At 68.7% G+C, this 19293-nt stretch carries 19 protein-coding genes; 15 read left to right on the top strand and 4 right to left on the bottom strand.

Features of this window, described 5'->3' with window-relative positions; translation table 11 throughout:
• Positions 1-175: 175 nt before the first annotated feature.
• Positions 176-1126, bottom strand: coding sequence for a LysR substrate-binding domain-containing protein (locus AC1DO7_RS04735; RefSeq protein WP_441620288.1), 951 nt, complete (start codon positions 1124-1126; stop codon positions 176-178).
• A 164-nt stretch (positions 1127-1290) separates the two neighbouring features.
• On the opposite strand from AC1DO7_RS04735, the gene gtdA reads away from it, so the two are divergent.
• The 13 genes from gtdA (at position 1291) to AC1DO7_RS04670 (ending at position 15051) form a co-directional block, all read left to right on the top strand.
• Positions 1291-2337: a gentisate 1,2-dioxygenase gene (gene gtdA / locus AC1DO7_RS04730; protein ID WP_441620286.1), complete on the top strand. Its 1047-nt coding sequence runs from the start codon at positions 1291-1293 to the stop codon at positions 2335-2337.
• 97 nt (positions 2338-2434) lie between these two features.
• Positions 2435-3133, top strand: coding sequence for a fumarylacetoacetate hydrolase family protein (locus tag AC1DO7_RS04725; protein WP_441620284.1), 699 nt, complete (start codon positions 2435-2437; stop codon positions 3131-3133).
• A 33-nt stretch (positions 3134-3166) separates the two neighbouring features.
• On the top strand, positions 3167-3811 hold the full coding sequence (maiA, locus tag AC1DO7_RS04720; protein WP_441620282.1) for a maleylacetoacetate isomerase: 645 nt from the start codon (positions 3167-3169) through the stop codon (positions 3809-3811).
• A 54-nt stretch (positions 3812-3865) separates the two neighbouring features.
• The gene (locus AC1DO7_RS04715) at positions 3866-5074 is read left to right on the top strand and encodes a 3-hydroxybenzoate 6-monooxygenase (RefSeq protein ID WP_441620280.1); all 1209 of its coding nucleotides are present in this window, start codon (positions 3866-3868) and stop codon (positions 5072-5074) included.
• Positions 5075-5193: 119 nt separating this feature from the next.
• Positions 5194-6552, top strand: a complete 1359-nt coding sequence (locus AC1DO7_RS04710) for an MFS transporter (RefSeq protein ID WP_441620278.1) — start codon at positions 5194-5196, stop codon at positions 6550-6552.
• Between the two features lie 435 nt (positions 6553-6987).
• On the top strand, positions 6988-8820 hold the full coding sequence (locus AC1DO7_RS04705) for an OPT/YSL family transporter (RefSeq protein WP_441620276.1): 1833 nt from the start codon (positions 6988-6990) through the stop codon (positions 8818-8820).
• Positions 8821-9015: 195 nt separating this feature from the next.
• The gene (locus AC1DO7_RS04700; protein ID WP_441620346.1) at positions 9016-9141 is read left to right on the top strand and encodes a hypothetical protein; all 126 of its coding nucleotides are present in this window, start codon (positions 9016-9018) and stop codon (positions 9139-9141) included.
• Positions 9142-9214: 73 nt separating this feature from the next.
• Positions 9215-12028, top strand: a complete 2814-nt coding sequence (locus AC1DO7_RS04695; protein ID WP_441620274.1) for a monovalent cation/H+ antiporter subunit A — start codon at positions 9215-9217, stop codon at positions 12026-12028.
• The gene (locus AC1DO7_RS04690) at positions 12028-12369 is read left to right on the top strand and encodes a Na+/H+ antiporter subunit C (protein ID WP_441620272.1); all 342 of its coding nucleotides are present in this window, start codon (positions 12028-12030) and stop codon (positions 12367-12369) included. The genes AC1DO7_RS04695 and AC1DO7_RS04690 overlap by 1 nt, the downstream gene beginning before the upstream one ends.
• Positions 12366-13883 (top strand): monovalent cation/H+ antiporter subunit D, encoded by a 1518-nt coding sequence (locus tag AC1DO7_RS04685; protein ID WP_441620270.1) that lies wholly within the window; start codon positions 12366-12368, stop codon positions 13881-13883. Before AC1DO7_RS04690 ends, AC1DO7_RS04685 begins: the two co-directional genes overlap by 4 nt.
• Before the next feature lie 13 nt (positions 13884-13896).
• Complete coding sequence (locus AC1DO7_RS04680) at positions 13897-14400, top strand: Na+/H+ antiporter subunit E (RefSeq protein ID WP_441620342.1); 504 nt, start codon at positions 13897-13899, stop codon at positions 14398-14400.
• Positions 14385-14660, top strand: a complete 276-nt coding sequence (locus AC1DO7_RS04675; protein ID WP_441620268.1) for a K+/H+ antiporter subunit F — start codon at positions 14385-14387, stop codon at positions 14658-14660. Before AC1DO7_RS04680 ends, AC1DO7_RS04675 begins: the two co-directional genes overlap by 16 nt.
• A 19-nt stretch (positions 14661-14679) precedes the next feature.
• Positions 14680-15051, top strand: coding sequence for a Na+/H+ antiporter subunit G (locus AC1DO7_RS04670; protein ID WP_441620266.1), 372 nt, complete (start codon positions 14680-14682; stop codon positions 15049-15051).
• Between the two features lie 32 nt (positions 15052-15083).
• Here the strand turns inward: AC1DO7_RS04670 and AC1DO7_RS04665 are convergent, their stop codons facing one another.
• Complete coding sequence (locus AC1DO7_RS04665) at positions 15084-15392, bottom strand: high-potential iron-sulfur protein (protein ID WP_441620264.1); 309 nt, start codon at positions 15390-15392, stop codon at positions 15084-15086.
• Between the two features lie 201 nt (positions 15393-15593).
• Here AC1DO7_RS04665 and AC1DO7_RS04660 point away from each other — a divergent pair, with 201 nt between their 5' ends.
• Positions 15594-16304 (top strand): hypothetical protein, encoded by a 711-nt coding sequence (locus AC1DO7_RS04660; protein WP_441620262.1) that lies wholly within the window; start codon positions 15594-15596, stop codon positions 16302-16304.
• A 121-nt stretch (positions 16305-16425) separates the two neighbouring features.
• Here the strand turns inward: AC1DO7_RS04660 and AC1DO7_RS04655 are convergent, their stop codons facing one another.
• The gene (locus AC1DO7_RS04655) at positions 16426-17847 is read right to left on the bottom strand and encodes an aldehyde dehydrogenase family protein (RefSeq protein WP_441620260.1); all 1422 of its coding nucleotides are present in this window, start codon (positions 17845-17847) and stop codon (positions 16426-16428) included.
• Between the two features lie 112 nt (positions 17848-17959).
• Here AC1DO7_RS04655 and AC1DO7_RS04650 point away from each other — a divergent pair, with 112 nt between their 5' ends.
• Complete coding sequence (locus AC1DO7_RS04650) at positions 17960-19018, top strand: LysR family transcriptional regulator (RefSeq protein ID WP_441620258.1); 1059 nt, start codon at positions 17960-17962, stop codon at positions 19016-19018.
• A 21-nt stretch (positions 19019-19039) separates the two neighbouring features.
• On the opposite strand, the gene AC1DO7_RS04645 is transcribed toward AC1DO7_RS04650, so the two are convergent.
• Positions 19040-19264 (bottom strand): DUF2188 domain-containing protein, encoded by a 225-nt coding sequence (locus AC1DO7_RS04645; RefSeq protein ID WP_441620256.1) that lies wholly within the window; start codon positions 19262-19264, stop codon positions 19040-19042.
• Positions 19265-19293: the final 29 nt, after the last annotated feature.

Genomic DNA, 19293 nt, shown 5'->3' with positions numbered 1-19293 from the left:
ATATATTGCACTGCAAGAAATTATGACGCACTTGCCACCTTGGCTGGCGAGGCGTCCGCCAGGCCAGCACTGGGGCGGGCTGGCGGATGTGGCCGTTTTTCCGGCGCCGGTGCACCGCAGCAATGTGCGGAAAAAATGGAGGAAAACCGCTAATCGCGGCGCGGCGAAAAGCGACTCATACGCTTCTTTCCTCCTCGTCCGGAGCATCCAGGGCGGAGCGCGCCGCGACCCGGCGCAACGCGTCCAGGGCGGCACTGACGGCAATCCTGCCGAAGCCATCTTCACGCCAGTACATCGACACGGAGCCGAACCCGGCGAGGCGCAGCGGCAGGATGCGCAGCGCGCCCAGCTGTTCCAGCCGCCGCGCGGTGCGATGGGAGGCCACGCCGATCATATTGCTGTGGTTGAGCAGGGTCAGGTTCAGGATGACCGAGTTCGATTCCACGCAGTCGGCCGGCATGCTCTTGCCGGCGGCGTTCAGGGCGGATTCCAGCGTATTGCGGATTGGCGTGCCGCGCGGCCAGATGATCCAGCGGTAGGCCTGCACATCGCTCCAGCCGGGCTCCGCCAGTTCGAACAGCGGATGGCGCGGGCGCGTCACGAAGTGGATCGGCTCCATGTATAGCGCTTCGGTGCGCATATGGCCGTCCTGCAGTTCCGGCGCGGAACGCCCCACCACGATGTCGACCTCGCCGCGCGCGAGCTGCGCCATCAGCAGGTTCATGGTGCTTTCGACCAGCCGCACTCGTGCCCTGGGCARGCGTTGCAGCAGTGCGGTGACGGCCAGCGGCACGGTATCGGCGGCCGACGCGCCCGAGGTACCGAGCACCACCAGCCCGCTGCCGCCTTCGCGCATGGCCAGCATGTCGTCGCGGGCGGTGTCCAGGTGCGCTTCGATGCGCCGGGCATGCGCGATCATCGACTCGCCGTAGGGCGTTGGCCGCAGGCCCCGCGCATGGCGCTCGAACAATGGCAGCCCGATGTCGTCCTCCAGTTCCTTGAGCCACTTCGACAAGGCCGGCTGCGTGGTGCTGAGCGCCACGGCGGTCTGGCTCATATTGCCGGTCTGGGCCAGGCTGAGCAGCATCTGAAGGTTGCGCAGACGGAGGCGCTGGGTCCAATCCATAAGGGTTATCCCTTTGAGGTATATCCATTGGAATATGGATAAGAGGAATTGATTATTTTACAGGGTATATCTCCGGAAGTATAAATACGTCATCGCAGCCCGCATCCTTCCATTCACCCGCGGCTGCACCTCGCCGGACCACGGCGCAGGATCCGGAGACAACCATGTCAGACGCAAACAGGAATGCAGAGCGCGCGGCCTACTACGACCGCATCGGCCGCAACCAGATGACGCCGCTGTGGGAATCCCTGCACGCCCTGGTGCCGCCGCAGCCGCGCCCGCAGGCGCAGCCTGCCATCTGGAAGTACGCCGAGGTGCGCCCGCTGGTGATGCAGGCGGGCAATGTCATCAGCGCGGCCGAGGCGGTGCGCCGCGTGCTGGTGCTGGAAAACCCGGGCCTGCCAGGCAAGTCGAGCATCACTTCTACCCTCTATGCCGGCCTGCAGCTGATCCTGCCCGGCGAGATCGCGCCCAGCCACCGGCATACGCAGTCCGCGTTGCGCTTCATCGTGGAAGGCCGCGGCGCCTGGACCGCCGTCAACGGCGAGCGCACCACCATGCAACCCGGTGACTTCATCATCACGCCGTCGTGGACCTGGCACGACCATGGCAATCCTTCGCTGGAAGACGGCGGCGAGCCGGTGGTCTGGCTCGACGGACTGGACATCCCGCTGCTGGTGCACCTGGATGCCGGCTTTGCCGAGAACTACCCGGAGGCTTCGCAGCCCGTGCTGCGCCCCGAGGGCGACAGCTTCGCGCGCTTCGGCCACAACATGCTGCCGGTGCGCCACCGCGTGACCGATCCGACTTCGCCGATCTTCAGCTATCCCTATGCCCGCAGCCGCGAGGCGCTCGACCAGCTTTACCGCAATGGCGAGCTGGACGCCTGGGACGGCGTGAAGCTGCGTTATGTGAATCCCGCCACCGGCGGCTGGCCGATGCCAACCATGGCGACCTTCATGCAGTACCTGCCGGCGGGTTTCCAGGGCAAGACCTACCGCAGCACCGATGCCACCGTGTATTCCGTGGTGGAAGGGCGCGGCACCGTGCGCATCGGCGATGCGCAGTTCCAGTTCGAGCCGCGCGACACCTTCGTGGTGCCCTCATGGGCGCCGGTGCAACTGGCCTCGCTGGACGATACGGTGTTGTTCAGCTATTCGGACCGCCCGGTGCTGTCCGCGCTCAACCTGCTGCGCGAAGAGCGCAGCTGATCTCACGCTTTCCGGCAGGCAAGGCAAGGCGCCGCGCCTGAGCCGCGCGCGCCTGCCGGCACGCCCTCCCGTTTTCCATTTATCCATGAGGTTCCGCATGTCGTTCGTTGTCACCCCGCCCGCCACCGTCGCCATTCCGGTCGTCGGCAGCCAGGATCAGTTTCCCGTGCGCCGCGTCTACTGCGTCGGCCGCAACTACGCCGCCCATGCCCGTGAAATGGGTTTCGATCCGGACCGCGAGCCGCCGTTCTTCTTCTGCAAGCCGGCCGATGCCGTGGTGCCCGTGGCCTACGGCGAGACGCTGACGCTGCCGTACCCCGCCCAGACCGCCAACTTCCACTATGAGGCCGAGCTGGTGGTGGCGATCGGCAAGGGCGGCTCCGACATCGCGCTGGAACAGGCGCTGGAGCATGTGTGGGGCTACGCCGTGGGCCTGGACATGACCCGCCGCGACCTGCAGATGAAGATGCGCGAGATGGGCCGCCCGTGGGAAATCGGCAAGGCCTTCGACGTGTCCGCGCCGATCGGCCCGATCCACCCGGCCGGCGACGTGGGCCATTTCGAGCAGGGCGCGATCTGGCTGACCGTGAACGGCGCGGACAAGCAGCGCAGCGACGTGACCCACCTGATCTGGTCGGTGGCCGAAACCGTGGCGGACCTGTCGAAGTTCTTCCGCCTGGAACCGGGCGACCTGATCTACACCGGCACGCCCGAAGGCGTGGGCGCCGTCAAGCCGGGCGACCTGATGGCGGTGGGCGTGGAGCGCCTGGGCGAGTTGTCGGTGCGCGTGGCCTGATGTACCGGCGGCTTTCAGCAGGAGGGCTGCATCGTGCAGATCTATAGTTTCTTCAACAGCTCCACGTCCTACCGCGTGCGCATCGCGCTGGCGCTCAAGGGCCTGCCGTACGACTACCGGGGGGTCAATATCCGCACCGGCGAGCATCGCGCCGCGGACTATGTGAGCGCCATCAACCCGTCGGCCGCGGTACCGGCGCTGGCGGACGGCGATTTCCACCTCGGCCAGTCGCTGGCGATCATCGACTATCTGGATGCCCGCCACCCGCAGCCGCGCCTGATCCCGCTGGAGCCCGCGCTGCGCGCGCGGGTGCTGGAACTGAGCTATGCCGTTGCCTGCGACATCCATCCGGTCAACAACCTGCGCGTCCTGCGCTACCTGCAGGACAAGCTGGGCGCATCGCCGGAGCAGAAGGACGCGTGGTACCGGCACTGGGTCGAGGACGGCCTGGGCATGGTCGAGCGCCTGCTGGCCGGGGACGGCCGCGGCCCGTGGTGCTTCGGCGACCAGCCCACGCTGGCCGATTGCTGCCTGGTGCCGCAGATCGCCAACGCGCAGCGCATGGGTTGCGACACCACCGCCTTTGCGCGCGCCATGGCCGTCTACCGTCACGCCAGCGAACACCCTGCGTTCGTGCAGGCAGAACCCCAGCGCCAGCCGGACTACACGGCGCGCTAACCGGTAGCGCGGGCAGCCGGCGCCAAGGCCGGGGCCCGCAACCAGGAGACCAATATGAATGACATTCGCAGCACGGACCGCAAGGTGATCGTCGTGGGCGGCGGCATCGGCGGCCTGGCCGCAGCGCTGGCGCTGGCCCGGCAGGGCATCCGCGTGGAGTTGCTCGAACAGGCCGAGAAGATCGGCGAGATCGGCGCGGGCATCCAGCTCGGCGCCAACGCCTTTGCCGCGCTCGACGCGCTGGGCGTGGGCGAGGCGGCGCGCAGGCGCTCGGTCTTCACCGACCACCTGGTGATGATGGACGCCATCGACGCCACCGAAGTGGCCAGGGTGGATGTCGGCGAGCGTTACCGCCAGCGCTTCGGCAACCCCTACGCGGTCATCCACCGTGCCGACATCCATCTCTCCATCCTGGAAGCGGTGCAGGACCATGCGCTGATCCGCTTTCGCACCGCCACGCAGGTGCGCGCCCTGGAGCAGGACGAACGCGGCGTGACCGTGGTCGACCAGCATGGCGAACGTCACCGGGCCGATGCGGTGATCGGCTGCGACGGCGTGAAATCGGCCGTGCGCGAGGCCTTGCTGGGCGACGAACCCAGGGTGACCGGCCATGTGGTGTATCGCGCCGTGGTGGACGTGGCCGACATGCCCGCCGACCTGCAGATCAATGCGCCGGTGGTCTGGGCGGGCCCGCACTGCCATCTCGTGCACTACCCGCTGCGCGGCGGCGAACAGTACAACCTGGTGGTGACCTTCCACAGCCGCGAGCAGGAGGTATGGGGCGTGCGCGACGGTAGCAAGGAAGAAGTGCTGTCCTATTTCGAGGGCATCCACGCGCGTCCCCGCCAGATGCTGGACCGTCCGACCTCCTGGCGCCGCTGGGCCACCGCCGACCGCGACCCGGTCGAGCGCTGGAGCTTCGGTCGCGCCACCATCCTCGGCGATGCCGCGCACCCGATGACGCAGTACCTCGCGCAGGGCGCCTGCCAGGCGCTGGAGGATGCCGTCACGCTGGGCGCGGCCGTCGCGGCCAGGGACGGCGATTTCGAGGCTGCCTTCGCGCTGTACGAGAAGGTCCGCATCCCGCGTACCGCGCGCGTGCTGTATTCCGCCCGCGAGATGGGCCGGCTCTACCACGCCAAGGGCGTGGAGCGGCTGGTGCGCAACTCGCTCTGGGTGGGCCGCACGCAGGAGCAGTTCTACGACGCGCTGCAATGGCTGCATGGCTGGCGTGCCGAGGACTGCCTGGAGGGCGCGCGCTAAGCACCCTGGGTGCAGCAGACAACGACAGGCAGCAAAGCCGCGCCAGGGTCAGCGATACCCGGCCGGGCAGGGACGGGCCGGCTCCAGCCGGCCGCCTGAGAAAGACAAAGGAGACCGCAGTGCCCACCCCCAAGCCATCCATCGGCATCACCGAGTTCATCGACGGCCGGCCGCTATCGGCATACCAGGTCATGATCGTCGCGCTTTGTTTCCTGATCGTCGCCATCGACGGCTTCGACACCGCCGCGATCGGCTTCATCGCCCCGGCCATCCGCGCCGAATGGCAGCTCGGCCCGGCCCATCTGGCGCCCCTGTTCGGCGCCGGGCTGGCCGGCCTGATGGCCGGTGCCTTCCTGTTCGGCCCGCTGGCGGACCGCTTCGGCCGCAAGGGCGTGCTGGTCTTCTGCGTGCTGTTCTTCGGCATCGCCAGCCTGGCCAGTGCTTTTGCCGGCTCGCTGTGGGGACTGGTCGCGCTGCGCTTCCTGACCGGCCTCGGCCTCGGCGGCGCCATGCCCAACACGATCACCCTGACCTCGGAGTACTGCCCTGCGCGGCGCCGCTCCTTCCTGGTGACCACGATGTTCTGCGGTTTCACCGTTGGCTCCGCGCTGGGCGGCCTGGCCTCGGCCAGCCTGATCGAAGAGCACGGCTGGCGTTCGGTGCTGTTGCTGGGCGGTGTGCTGCCGCTGTTGCTGCTGCCCTTGCTGCTGTGGCAACTGCCGGAATCCGTGCGCTATCTCGTGATGCGCGGCAAGCATCCGCTGCGCGTGGCGGCGACCCTGCAGCGCATCGCACCGGGCGAGCAGGTCGTTGCCGGCAGCTTCAAAATCACCGACGCGCCCCGGCCCGGCTCGCCGGTGGCCCACCTGTTCAAGCCCGAACTGGTGCGCGGCACGCTGCTGTTGTGGCTCACCTTCTTCATGAGCCTGCTGGTGATCTACCTGCTGTCGAGCTGGCTGCCCACGCTGCTGCGCGCCACCGGCGCGTCGCTCAAGACCGCGGCGCTGGTGACCATGATGTTCCAGGTCGGCGGCACCGTCGGCGCCATCGTGCTTGGCTGGCTGATGGACCGCATCAACCCGCACTACGTGCTGGCCGTGACCTACGCCCTGGCGGGTTTGTTCATCGCCGCCATCGGCAGCCTGACGTCGGCGCCGTGGCTGGCAAGCGTGGCCGTATTCGCCGCCGGCTTCTGCATCTCAGGCTCGCAGGTCGGTGCCAACGCCTTGTCGGCCGCCTACTATCCCACCGACTGCCGCGCCACCGGCGTGAGCTGGGCCAACGCCGTAGGGCGCATGGGCTCGGTGGTGGGATCGGTCGGGGGCGGCGCCATGTTGTCGATGGGGCTGACCATGCCGGCGCTGTTCCTGATCGTGGGCGTGCCGGCGGTGATCGCGGGTGCCACCATGCTTCGGCTGGGGCGGTATCGGGCCGGGGTGGTCATTGCGGCGCGTCCTGCCGTGCCGGCGGCGCATTGAGGTGCGGTGGAGCAGACCCGGCGCCTGTCCGTGACGGCAATCTCCGGGCCCGGCGCGTTCCTTCCTTGACCAATCAAATGATAATCATTATTATTTGAGTCTCAGGTTTGTGACACGATCTGAGTCAGCAAATGGGTTTCCGGACACGCTTCGTGTCCGGACTTTTTTTCCAGGCAGCGGATTCACCGCGCCCGTCTCCCTCCGGCATCTCGTTCTCCCGACACCGCCCGGAATCGCCCGGCACCGCCCGGAATCGCCCGGCACCGCCAGAAATAGCCCGGCATCGCCCGGCATCGCCCGGTCGCGCGGCGTTGCGGTAGCATCTGTCCCTGTATCCCCCGCGTTCCCGTCGCCCGGCTTTCCCGGGTTTTTTCGTCGTCCTGGTCGTTCTCGTCGTCTCGTTCCAACCCGCAGATCCGATCCCCGCCAACGCGCATGGGCAAACCAATGACGGAAGCCGGCGGTCCACCGCCATACGACGCCCCGCCGGTCGCGGATGCCGCCAGCGGCCGCCGCTGGGCCTGGCTGCCCGCCCAGGGCGGGTGGGGCTACTACACGCTGCTGGGCGCCATCGGGGTGCTGGTGCTGGGCCCGCTGGGCGGGATCGCCGCGGCCTATATGAACTTCTCGCTCGGGTTCTTCGTGGGCGGGCAGGTGCTGGCCGGCATCCTCGGCTCGACCATCACCTACGGCTACGGCGCGGATGGCCGCCACGGCGCCAACTATATCCAGACCATCGCCGCGTCGGTCGCCGGCATGAGCGGCATGGCCGTGGTGATCCAGGCGATGACGTGGCTGGGCCTGCCGGAGCCGCCGCTGTGGCAGCTGATCCTGTACATGCTCTGCGTGGGCATGTTCGGCGTGGGCGTGGGCATGTTGTATACGCCGGTCCTGGTGGACCGCCTGCAACTGACGTTCCCGTCGGGGCTGGCGGTGGCCAATATCCTGCGCGCGCTGACCGATCCGGTGCTGCTGCGGCACTCGGTGTCGCGCCTGGCCGGCGGCACGCTGCTGGGCATCGCGTGCGGCGTCGGCGCGGCGCGCGTGGCGCGGCTGGCGGCCATCGATCTGTCTGCCTCCACCTTTGGCGCTGGCATGATCGTGGGGGCGCGGATCGGGCTGGCGGCGCTGGTGGCGGGTCTCGCGGGCCAGGCGCTGGTGCCTTACTTCGTCTCGATCGGCTGGCTGGCACCGGGCGATCCGTTCCGCAAGATCACCTTCCTGATCGCGCTCGGCATGATCATGGGCGCGGCGCTGGTCGATATCTCCCTGATCCTGCGCCGGGCCTTGCGCCAGGCCCGGGCCGCACCCGGCGCGCGGCTGGCTGCGCAAGGGCGCGGCGCCTCATGGCGGCTGCTGGCGTGGGTGGTGTTCTGGGGGGCGGCCATCGTCGCGGTGGGCTCGGGCCTGCTGCACCAGCCGGCGGGCTACCTGCTGCTGGCGGTGGTGCTGGTGTTCGTGTTCGCGATGGTCAATGGCATCTCGGTCGGCATGGTGGACCAGAACCCGATTTCCTCGGCCTTCGTGCTGTCGGTGATCCTGATGGCGGCGCTCGGCCTGAAGGATCCGCAGGTGGGGCTGATCGCGGCGACGGTGCTGCTGGTCTCCACCAGCCAGGCCTGCGACATGCAGCAGGACCGCTCCACCGGGTGGCGCCTGGGCACGGACCGTACCGTCCAGTTCCGTTTCCAGGTGGCCGGGATCGTGGCCGGCGCGGTGCTGGCGGTGCTGTTCGCGCGGCTGTTCATGCGCGCCTATCCCGAGCTGGCGCTGGACCAGACGGTGCTGGCGGCGGACGCGCAGCCGCACCGCTGGGCGTCCGCCATGACCTACAAGATCGTCGGCGCGCTGCGCGGGCTGGCGCAGGACCTGCCGCACCAGCGGCTGGCGGTGGCGATCGGCATGGGCATCGGCCTGGCCACGGCGGTACTGCGGCTGCTGGTCCGGTCGTGGCCGGCGTACCGGCGCTTCGTCGATGGGGGCGGGCGGGGCAGGGCGGTGGATTTCCTGGTGGATACGGTCTTGCTGCCTTCGCCCTATGCGTCGTCGTTCGGCGGCTTCGTGAACCTGCCGACTTCGGCCTGGTTCGCCGCCGGCGGCGTGGTGGCCAGCGTGGCCAACGGCCTGCCGGGACGCCGCGGCGCGGCGGATCCGTTGCCGCAGGACATGAGCACGACCTCGCTGCTGGGCGGCGGGCTGATCGCGGGCGACGCGCTGGCCGCGGTGGGGCTTGGCATCGCCGGCCTGCTGTTCACGGCGATGGCGTGAGCGCCGCCCGGTTCGCCGGGGCGCCGACTTTAGCGTTTTCGCAGCCGATCTGAATTTTTTCCCTGCCATGGCCCCGTGCGGGCGGGCCATGGCCGTTGTGGCGCAGAATGACCGCAGGCGCCCGCCGGGACCGCGCCGGACTGGAGGGTCTTGCACAATGACAGTGGACTCCCAGACTTCCAGGAGCCCAGCCGGATGAACAGCCATCAGAATGCCCGACTCACCTTCTGCCGACGACTGGAGATGGTCCAAGACATTACCGAACATGGCCTGAGCGTGCCCGAAGCGCGGCCGCCCACGGCGGGCGCCGACCACCATTGAGCATGCCCGGGACCGCGCGCATCTGCATTGCGCGCATGGCGGTGCCTGGCAAGCCGGTTCCTGGAGATGGGCGATGTTGATGGTTTGCCTGATCGCGCTACCGCTGCTGGCGGCGATGCTGGTACTGCCGGCGCGCCGCCATGCGCGCGTGCTGGCCGCACCCATCGTGGCAGGCGCGCCGCTGGCGGGCCTGGCGCTGCTGCTGGGCATGGGCGGGCAGGCGCTGGACGGCGGCGTGATCGCGTGGCGCCAGCCCTGGCTGGAAGAGATCGGCCTGAACCTCAGCCTGCGCCTGGATGGGCTGTCCTATCTGTTCGCCCTGCTGGTGCTCGGCATCGGGCTGCTGGTCATCCTGTACGCGCGCTACTACCTGCCGCGCGGCGAATCGAGCGCGCGTTTCTTTGCCTTGCTGCTGCTGTTCATGGCGGCCATGCTGGGCGTGGTGCTGTCCTCCAACCTGCTGTTGCTGGCCGTGTTCTGGGAAATGACCAGCATCGTGTCGTTCCTGCTGATCGGCTTCTGGTCCTATCGCGCCGACGCACGCAAGGGCGCGCGCATGGCGCTGACCGTGACCGGCGGGGGTGGCCTGGCGCTGCTGGCCGGCGTGCTGCTGCTGGGGCATATCTGCGGCAGCATGGAGCTGTCGGATGTGCTGGCCCAGGCCGGCACCGTGCAGCACCACCCGCTGTATGTGCCGATGCTGGTACTGATCCTGCTGGCGGCGTTCACCAAATCGGCGCAGTTTCCATTCAATTTCTGGCTGCCGCACGCCATGGCCGCGCCCACGCCGGTGTCGGCCTACCTGCATTCCGCCACCATGGTGAAGGCCGGCGTGTTCCTGCTGGCGCGGCTCTATCCGGTGCTCGACGGCAGCAACTGGTGGTTCTACCTGGTCAGCCTGACCGGGCTGGCCACGCTGGTGGCGGGCGCCGCCATGGCGCTGTTCCAGCGCGACCTGAAGGGCCTGCTGGCGTATTCGACCATCAGCCACCTCGGCCTGATCACGCTGCTGTTCGGGCTCGATACGCAGCTGAGCACGGTGGCCGCGTTGTTCCACATCATCAACCACGCGGTGTTCAAGGCTTCGCTGTTCATGGCCGCGGGCATCATCGACCACGAGACCGGCACGCGCGACCTGCAGCTGCTGCGCGGGCTGCGCCGCTACATGCCGCACACCGCGCTGCTTGCCATCGTGGCTTCGCTCTCGATGGCGGGCGTGCCGCTGTTCAACGGCTTCCTGAGCAAGGAGATGTTCTTCGGCGAGACCCTGGCGCAGGGCCTGCTCGGCGACTTCAACTGGGTYATCCCGGCGGCGGCGACGCTTGCCGGGGCATTGACGGTGGCGTATTCGCTGCGCTTCAGCTACGGGGTGTTCTTCGACGGCAAGCCGGACGCCTTGCCGCACTACCCGCCGCACGAGCCGCCCCGGTCCATGAAGATCCCGGTCGAGGTGCTGGTCGTGACCTGCCTGGTGGTGGGCCTGTTCCCCGCCTATACGGTCGGCCCGCTGCTGGCGGCAGCGGCGCTGGCCACACTGGCCGCGCCGCTGCCGGACTACAGCCTGAGCCTGTGGCACGGCGTGAACCTGCCGCTGCTCATGAGCCTGGTCTCGATGGCGGCCGGCACGGCCTTCTTCATCCTGCGGCGCGGCGCCTTCCACCGCTATCACGCGCGCATCGCGCATCTCAGCGCGCGCGATGTGTTCGAGGCCGGCATTGCCTGCATCGCGCGGGCCGCCGGGCGTCTCGCGGCCGTGTTCGAGAACGGTTCGCTGCAGGCATACCTTGCCTGGATGCTGGCCGCGATGCTCGGCATCCCCGCGCTCCTCTTGGCCGACCTCGACACGCTGGCCGGCCCGCTGCCGCCGACGCCGCCCGACAGCGTCACCCTCGGCGGCATGGGCCTGCTTGCCTTGTCGGCCATCGGCGTGGCGATCGCCCGCCGGCAGCGCCTGAACGCCCTGATCCTGCTGGGCGCCTGCGGGCTGCTGGTGACGCTGGCGTTCGCACGTTTCTCGGCGCCCGACCTGGCGCTGACCCAGGTGTCCGTGGAGGTGGTGACCATCCTCTTGCTGGTGCTGGCGCTGTACTTCCTGCCGGTAGACCGGCCCGAGGCCGCCAGGCCGCTGCGGCATGTCCGCGACGCCGTGCTCGCGCTGGGCGGCGGCGCGCTGGCCGCGGTGCTGGCTTACGCCGTCATGACGCGCCCCTACGATTCGATTGCCTCCTTCTTCGTCGACAACAGCGTGAGCGGCGGTGGCGGCCACAACGTGGTCAATGTGATCCTGGTGGATTTCCGCGGCTTCGATACCCTGGGCGAGATCTGCGTGCTGCTGGTCGCCGGCCTGGGCGTGCACGCCATGCTCAAGGGGCTGAGGCTGGCGGCGCCGCCGGCAGGGCCCAACGGGCTGCCATGGTCGGGCCAGAGCCATCCGCTGCTGCTCGCCATCCTGGCCAGGTTGATGCTGCCGCTGACCATGATGGTGGCGGTGTTCATGCTGCTGCGCGGGCATAACCTGCCGGGCGGCGGATTTGTCGCCGCGCTGGTCACGGTGGTGGCCTTGTTGCTGCAATACGTGGCGAGCGGCGTGCTGTGGACCGAAGCCCGCATCGCGCTGAACCACCGTGCGCTGGCGGGCGGCGGCATCCTGCTCGCGGGGCTGACCGGGCTGGGCAGCTGGGCCTTCGGCTATCCGTTCCTGACCACCGCCTTTGGGCATTTCCACGTGCCGCTGCTGGGCGAGGTCGAGCTTGCCACCGCCATGCTGTTCGACCTTGGGGTGTATTTCACGGTGGTCGGCACCACGCTGCTGATCGTGTCGCACCTGGGCGTGCGCGACAAGCGCGCCGGCCAGGCAAGCCAGGCAGGCGCCGGGGAGGGCACGTAATGGAGGCGGCCTACGCATGCACGATCGGCGTCCTGATGGCCAGCGGCCTCTACCTGCTGCTGCGCGCGCGCACGTTTACCGTGGTGCTGGGGCTGGCGCTGGTTTCCTACGCGGTGAGCCTGTTCCTGCTGGGCATGGGCCGGCTGGCGACCGGCAAGCCGGCGGTGATCGCCGCCGGCGCGCAGTATGCCGATCCGCTCCCGCAGGCCCTGGTGCTCACGGCGATCGTCATCGGCTTTGCGATGACCGCGTTCGCGGCGGTACTGGCGCTGCGCTCGCTCGGGATCTCGGGCAGCGATCATGTCGATGGCCAGGAGCCGGACGGGGAGCCCGACGCATGAGTGCCGCCCCGCCGCTGCCGATCCTGCTTGTGGTCCTGCTGCCGATGTTCGCCGGTGGCCTGCTGGCCGCCGGCCCGGCCCGCTGGAGCGGCGCGTGGCGGGCCCTGAACATCGTCGCCACCTTGCTCTTGCTGCCGCTGGCTTGTGCCCTGGTGTGGCACGCCGCCAGCGGCGCCATCGAGGTCTACAGCCCCGGCAACTGGCCCGCACCCTTCGGCATCGTGCTGCAGCTCGACCGCCTGGGCGCCATGATGCTGTTGCTCACCGCGGTGCTGGCTTCGGCGGCGGCGGTGTGCGCCGGGCGCGGCGACGCGCGCCTCGGCCGGCATTTCCACGCGCTGTTCCAGTTCCAGCTGATGGGCCTCAACGGCGCCTTCCTGGCAGGCGACCTGTTCAATCTCTTCGTCTTCTTCGAGATATTGCTGATCGCCTCGTATGCCTTGCTCGTGCATGGCGGCGGCCGCGCGCGCATCGGCGCCGGGCTGCACTATGTGCTGCTGAACCTGGCGGGGTCGGCGTTCTTCCTGATCGCGGTCGGCGTGCTGTACGGCCTGACCGGCACCCTGAACATGGCGCACATGGGCTTGCGCCTGGCTGGCCTCGAGCCCGGCGCCATGCCGCTGGCAACGGCCGCCGCGGCCATGCTGATGCTGGTGTTTGCGCTCAAGGCGGCGCTGTTTCCGATGGCCTTCTGGCTGCCCCGGGCCTACGCCAGCGCCACGGGCTCGGTGGCCGCGCTGTTCGCCATCATGAGCAAGGTCGGCCTCTACGCCATGCTGCGTTGCGCGGCGCTGGTGTTCGGTGCGCCGGACGGCATGCTGGCCGCGTTCATGCACGACTGGATCTGGTCGCTGGGGCTGGCGACCATGGCCTTCGGGGCGGCCGGGGCGCTGGCCGCGCAGGGCCTCAAGTCGCTGACCGGCTACCTCGTGCTCGCATCGGTGGGGTTGCTGGCCGCCGGCATATCGATGCAGACCGGGCCGGCGTGGAGCGGCGCGCTGTATTACCTGCTCAGCACCACGCTGTGCACGGCGGCCCTGTTCCTGCTGGCGGACGCGCTGGAGCCGGCGCCGGCGAAGGCGGCCCCGGCCGTGGTCCAGCCGTCGCGGCTGGCCGGGGTGCTGTTCCTGGTCGGCGCGGTGGCGGCGATCGGGCTGCCGCCGCTGTCCGGCTTCATCGGCAAGGTCATGGTGATGCGCAGCACGCCGCTGGCCAGCGCGGCCGTGCTATGGCCGGTCATCCTGCTGTCCAGCCTGGCGCTGCTGGTCGCGGTGAGCCGCACCGGTACGCGCCTGCTGTGGCGCCTGCCGCAGCAGGCGGCGGAGCGGCACGCCAGCGTCCACCGCCAGGCGCCGGACCGATGGAAGCTGGCTTGCTGCGCGTTCCTGCTGGGCTGCAGCGTGGCGCTGGTGGTGTTCGCGCTTCCGCTGCACCAGTACCTGGCCGCCACCGCCACCCAGCTGTTCGACCGTGCTGCCTACCTGCGCGCGGTGCTGCCTGCCGGGAAGGGCTAGGCGCATGCGCACGCTGGCCCGGCGCCTGTTCCCCCATCCCTGGCTCAGCCTGGTGCTGCTGGCCGCGTGGCTGCTGCTGTCCAACAGCGCGTCGCCCGCCAGCTGGGTGCTGGGCGCCTTGCTGGGCTGGGCCATCGCGCTGCGCGTCGGCCAGCGGCTGTGGCTGCGGCCGGTGCGGCTGGCCCGCCCGGGGCTGCTGCTGCGGCTGGCGGGACATGTACTGATCGATATCGTGGTGGCCAATGTGGAAGTAGCCATGCTGGTGCTGGGCCCGGTAGCGCGGCTGCGTCCGACGTTCATCGTGGTGCCGCTCGACGTCGAGCATGAACTGGCGCTGGCCATGCTGATCAGCATCGTCTCGCTCAGTCCCGGCACGCTGTGCGCCGAACTCAGCGACGACCGCCGCCGCCTGCTGGTCCATGTGCTCGACCTCGACGACGAGGCCGCGCTGGCAGCACTGATCAAATCGCGCTACGAAGCGCCCCTGCGGGAGATATTCGCATGCTTGCCATCGTGATACCGGTAGCCCTGGCCATCCTTGGCCTGGCCTTCGTGCTGACCTTCATCCGCCTGGTGCGCGGCCCCAGCTTGCCGGACCGCATCGTGGCGCTCGATACGCTCAATATCAATGCGATCGCCCTGATCATGGTGCTCGGTATCTGGCTGCATTCGGCGCTGTTCTTCGAAATCGCCCTGCTGATCGCCGTGATGGGCTTTATCGGCACGGTCGCGCTGACCAAGTACCTGCAGCGCGGCGACATCATCGAACTCAAGTGAGCGGAGCAAGGGAGACGTCATGAGCGCCGTTGCCGAGATCGCCACCTGCGTGCTGCTGCTGGTGGGCAGTGTCTTCACCCTGGTCGGGGCGTTCGGCCTGTTCCGGCTGCCCGATTTCTACATGCGCCTGCACGGGCCGACCAAATCGACCACGCTGGGCGTGGGGAGCATCGTGGTGGCGTCGGTGGTGTGCTTCAGCACCGGGGGCGACGGGCTGAGCCTGCACGAATTGCTGATCACGGCCTTCCTGTTCCTCACCGCGCCGATCAGCGCGCATATGCTGGCCAAGGCGGCCATGCAGCAGCGCCTGCCGGTGGACCCGCGCACGCGCGGGCGGCCATGGGAAGCGCAGGGCGGCGCATCGGCAGGGGACGCCGACGGGGCTTCCTAGTTGGCTCTCCGGTTGCGCCCGCGGGCGCTGACTCAGCCTTGTTCCCAGGCGCTGCACCAGCCGGCGGCCGCCACCTGCTTGTCGCCGAACAGCACGCAACTGCCGGCGGCAGGGCTGCTGCCTTCCTGGAACAGCTGGCAGTTGGCGCAAGTCTGGCTGGCCGCGTGCCTGGGGTACCTGGCCTGGTCCACCTTGCGGGTGTCCGCCTTGTACCCGAGGCTGACGGCCTGCGGGTCTTTCTCGTCGAGCACGGGGGATGCCGCGTGCGCGGCGGCGCTGGCGCCAAGGCCCGCCACCACGGCCAGCGGCACGGTCTTCAGGAACTGACGGCGGGTCGACATGCTGTTTCCTTTTCTGGCAAGAGGAACTGGTTGCGGCCGGTGCCCGGATCTGTGTCTTGCGGGGAAGGCAGCGGCGCGCGCTGTGGATTGTGGCACAGCGCACGCCGCCCGGCCCGCCGACGGTGCAATGGCTTGCGGCGCCACATCTGTGGCAAACTCGGCGCTACTTTTTCCGATCGTCATCCCGCCCCTTCCACACCCATGACTTCTGCCTCCAATACCAACACCCTGCGGCAAGCCCTGCAGGAGCCGTTGCCGCTGCAACTCGCGCCGCTGATGGGCACCGGGTTCATCGATCGCGGCGAGGGCAACCGCTTCGCGATCTATACCGAGCCGCCCGAGGCCCCGGGCCGTGACGAGGTGCTGGGGAGGCTGCGCGGCCTGCTGGCCGCGCAGAGCGACGCCGAGGCCAGCGGCGAGGTGCTCGACAGCGAAGACTGGGAGCCGGGCCAGGCCTTCGAGATGGACATGGAGAGCGACGACGTGTGCGGCCAGGTGCTGTTCTACCGCCTGATCCTCGCGCACGACCTGGATCCGGCGGGCTATTGCGCCTTCGAAATCAATGCCGACGAGACCGGCGTGGTCTTCGTCACCCTGGTGGAATCCTGGATCCGCCCGCAATACCAGTCCCTGGGCGCGCAGCGCGGCTTCGTGCTGCAGATGGCCAATGCCGTCCATGCGGTGCTCGCGGAACTCGACGCGCGCTTGCAGCAGGCCGGTGAACACAGCGTCTCGCTCGAAGTGCTGCTGGGCCTGGAGCAGGAATCCACCGATGGCAGCGCGGTGCTGCAGTCGCTCGGGCAGACCCTGCGCGCATGGACCGGCGCCTCGGCGGCAAGCGATGCCGAGCGCCAGCCGCTGGGCATCGCCGCGGTGAATGTCTCGGTCATTTCTGCCAGTTCGCAGGAATAGACGCGGAACTGTCGCGGAACCGTCGGGGAACTGTCGGGGAACGGCCAGGCTGGCACCGTGCAGGTGCGGCCCGGTCGCACGGAACCCGGCCTGATCCCCGTGCACCCGCTGGCCAGCCCGCTCAGGCCACGCCCAGCAGCGATTTCGGTTCCATGAAGGCTTCCAGGCCAAACGTGCCGTATTCGCGGCCGATGCCCGATTGCTTGAATCCCCCGAACGGTGCGGCGGGCTCGTGGGCCAGCGTGTTGACCAGCACGCGGCCGGCCTCGATGCGCTGCGCCACCGCGCGGGCGCGGGCGGCATCCGACGACAGCACATAGGCCTGCAGGCCGTAGCTGGTGTCATTGGCGATGGCGATGGCCTCCTCGGTGTCGCCGTAAGGCAGGATCGACAGGACCGGGCCGAAGATCTCCTCGCGCGCGATGGTCATGTCATTGCGCACGCCGCTGAACACTGTCGGGCGCACGAACCAGCCCTTGCCCGCGCCTTCGGGCCGGCCCTCGCCGCCGGCCAGCAGCCGCGCCCCTTCTTCGATGCCGATGCGGATGTAGCGCTGCACGCGCTGCCATTGCTTTTCGCTCACCATCGGGCCGATGGCGGTGCCGGGGTCGCGCGGGTCGCCGCTGCGGGTGCGGGCCACCTCCGCCACCACGGCCGCCTCGAACTCGTCCAGCCGCGCGCGCGGCACCAGGATGCGCGTGCCGGCAACGCAGGCCTGGCCGCTGTTCATGAAGCCGGCCTGGAGCGCCAGCGGCACGGCATGCGCCAGGTCGGCATCGTCGAGCACCAGCACGGGCGACTTGCCGCCAAGCTCCAGCGTGACGCGCTTGAGCGTGTCGGCGCCGACGCGCAGGATGGTCTTGCCGACAGCGGTGGAACCCGTGAACGATACCTTGGCCACATCGGGATGCGCGCTGATCTCGGCGCCCACGGTGTCCCCGCGCCCGGTCACGATGTTGAACACGCCGGGTGGAAGGCCCGCCTCATGCAGCGCCTCGGTGACGATGCGGGTCTGGATGGCGCTCATCTCGCTGGGCTTGATCACGGCGGTGCAGCCCGCCGCCACGGCTGCGGCCAGCTTGCCGCAGATAAAGCCGCCGTTGCTGTTCCATGGCGTGATCAGCCCGGCCACGCCAAGCGGCGTCATGACCACTTCCGCCGTGCCCATGGTGCGCCGGAACGCATAATCCTCCAGCACTTTGGCGGCTTCCAGCAGGACGCTGGAGGCGTGCTGCGCCATCCAGCGCCCGCGCGATACCGGCGCGCCATATTCTTCGACGATGGCCTCGAAGAGTTCGTCTTCGCGCGCCAGCATCGCGGCGTGCATGCGCCGCAGCCAGCCGATGCGCTCGGCCTTGGTGGTTTGCGAAAAGGCGGGAAAGGCCCGCCTGGCGGCGGCGATGGCGCGCCGGGCATCTTGCGCGTCGGCCAGCCGCACCTGGCCGATGACCTCGGCGGTGGCGGGATTGAAAAGGTCGAACCACTCTTCACCGTGCGGGGTGACGAAGGCGCCGTCGATGTAGATCTGATCGATGCGATGCATGAAGACTCCGGGAATGCGCAGGACGCGTAGCAACATGGGCTCAACGATAAGCCCTGCTAATTAGCCGGTCTAGCCATATAATTTCGCATGGACTGTTGAACAGATTGGGATAATGCAGACATCGGGACTCAGTGAACTCGAAGGCGTGATCGCCGTGGCGCGCCTGCGCAGTTTTCGTGCCGCGGCGACGGAGCTGGGCGTTTCCACCTCGGCGCTGAGCCACGCCATTGCCGCGCTGGAGGCGCGCATCGGCGTGCGGCTGTTTCATCGCACCACGCGCAGCGTCTCGCTGACCGAGGCCGGCGCGCAGTTCGTCGACGGCGTTGCGCCTGCGCTATCGACGATCCGCGGCGCGATGGAGCAGGCGGGCAGCTTTCGCGATACGCCCTCCGGCACCTTGCGTATCAATACCGCGGTGGGTGCCGCCCTGCAGGCGATGCCGTTGTTCATGGCCTTCCTGCGCCGTTATCCGGAGATGAAGCTGGATATCGTCACCGAAGGCCGCCTGGTCGATATCGTGGTGGCCGGCTTCGATGCCGGCATCCGCCTTGCCGAGAGCCTGCCGCTGGACATGGTCGCGGTGCCGCTGGGGTCGCCGCAGCGTTTTGCCGTGGTGGGCAGCCCGGCTTACTTCGCCGCCAATCCGGTGCCGCGCACGCCCGCCGACTTGCTCGCGCACAGCTGCATCCGCACGCGCATGCCAAGCGGCGCGCTCTACCGCTGGGAATTCGCGCGCCATGGCGAATCGATGAGCATCGATGTCCAGGGCGCGCTGACGCTGGACGATGCCTCGCTGATGCTCGAGGCGGTACGCACAGGCCTGGGGCTGGCCTATCTGACCGAATGGAATGTCGCCGCGGACCTCGCCGCGGGCACCTTGCAGCGGGTGCTGGAAGACTGGACGCCACCGTTTGGCGGCCTGTGCCTGTATTACCCCAGCCGCCGCCATGTGCCGGCGGGATTACGCGCACTGATCGAGATGATCCGGGAGGACGCAGGGTCCGCGCCAACGCAGCGCGCGATGCCGGCCTGGCGGGGAACGGTGGGAAGTCACACCAAGCCCTCCGAGCCTGAAGTGCCTGAGCAGGCTGGAGAGCCCGGAGACTCTGGCGACGCTGGAGAACCCGGCGAGGACGCGAAGGCGCGCAAGAAAAGCCAGAGACAAGGCTAAAGCCGGGCGAGGGCGGCAAACCTAGCCCTCCACCCCGCGCGGATCTCCGCCATAGCTGTTGCGCGAGCGGACCTGGCCGTCCTGCCCGTGGATCAGCAACTCGACGCGTTCGCGCTGTGCATCGCGCGTGCCAGCCTCGATGGCATCCTCTTGCGAGTCGTGATGCGAGTCGGCATACCTGGCCCCTTCGTGGATCACGTCCCATCCGTTGCCGTGGGGGACGACGTGGATATTGCGGACTGTCATCTCGATCTCCTGACTGTTTCTCCTGACTA

The organism is Cupriavidus sp. 05N40 (genome assembly GCF_056397305.1).
This window is presented reverse-complemented; position numbering and strand designations above follow the sequence as displayed.